The sequence below is a fragment of the Thermoflexus sp. genome (genome assembly GCF_025055495.1).
Classification (GTDB): domain Bacteria; phylum Chloroflexota; class Anaerolineae; order Thermoflexales; family Thermoflexaceae; genus Thermoflexus.
This window is the reverse complement of record NZ_JANWXB010000206.1, coordinates 1-1023: the sequence shown is the minus strand read 5'-3', so window position 1 is coordinate 1023 and position 1023 is coordinate 1. Positions and strand designations below refer to the sequence as shown.

Sequence of the window (1023 nt, the reverse complement as noted above, 5' to 3'; positions counted from 1 at the left end):
ATTCGTCACTCTTAATGGCGCAAGACCTGGCCCAGGAAGACCCGGGTGCGTTCATGTTTCGGGTTGTCAAAGATCTCATCGGGGGTGCCAACCTCTACGATCCGCCCACCCTCCAGGAACACCATGCGATCCGCCACATGGCGGGCAAAGCCCATTTCATGGGTGACCACCACCATGGTCATCCCCTCGCGGGCCAGATCCTCCATGACATCCAGGACCTCTTTGATCATCTCAGGGTCCAGAGCGCTGGTCGGCTCATCGAACAGCATGATCCTGGGCCGCATCGCCAGGCCCCGGGCGATGGCCACGCGCTGTTGCTGGCCACCGGAGAGCTGAGCGGGATAAGCATGGGCTTTCTCCGGGATCCCCACACGCTCCAGGAGCTGCATGGCCAGCCGTTCCGCCTCCGCCCGCGGCACTTTCTTCACATGCACAGGCCCCAGGATAATGTTCTCCAGCACCGTTAAATGCGGGAACAGATTAAATTGTTGGAAGACCATGCCGATCTCCTGGCGGAGCCGGTTGACGTTAATCTTTGGATCATGGACCGGGATGCCATCCACCCACAGCTCTCCAGAGTCGATGGATTCCAGCCGGTTGATCGTGCGGATCAGCGTGCTCTTTCCACCTCCGCTGGGGCCAAAGATCACCACTACTTCCCCTTCGTAAATATCCAGGGTGATATCCCGCAGAACGTGGAGGTTCCCAAACCACTTATTAACCTTCCGGAACGAGATAATCGGCTGCCCTCCCATGATTCGATTCCCCGGCTTGAGTTCTGGAAAAATGGAAACCACGGATCAGGCCTGTCCCATACCTGGGCCAAGATGCAAAGACTTCTTTAGGGGCGGAGCCGGGCATCTTCAGCGCCCGGCTCCGCCCCTAAAGCCCCCCGAGGGGGCGAACAGCGTAACTCATTATGTATTATAAATTCGCCTGATTCTGTTTGCTCGTGCTTTGTCCAGTTATCAGCTGGGGATTTGATGAACCGAAGCCGGTCCGGAAGGCCATAGCCCCTCCCCC

1 protein-coding gene is annotated in these 1023 nt (G+C 57.9%); it reads right to left on the bottom strand.

What is annotated here, in order from left to right:
- Positions 1-11: 11 nt before the first annotated feature.
- A complete protein-coding gene (locus tag NZM16_RS06940; RefSeq protein WP_366946209.1) occupies positions 12-740 on the bottom strand; it encodes an amino acid ABC transporter ATP-binding protein in 729 nt (242 codons plus the stop codon).
- Positions 741-1023 lie beyond the last annotated feature (283 nt).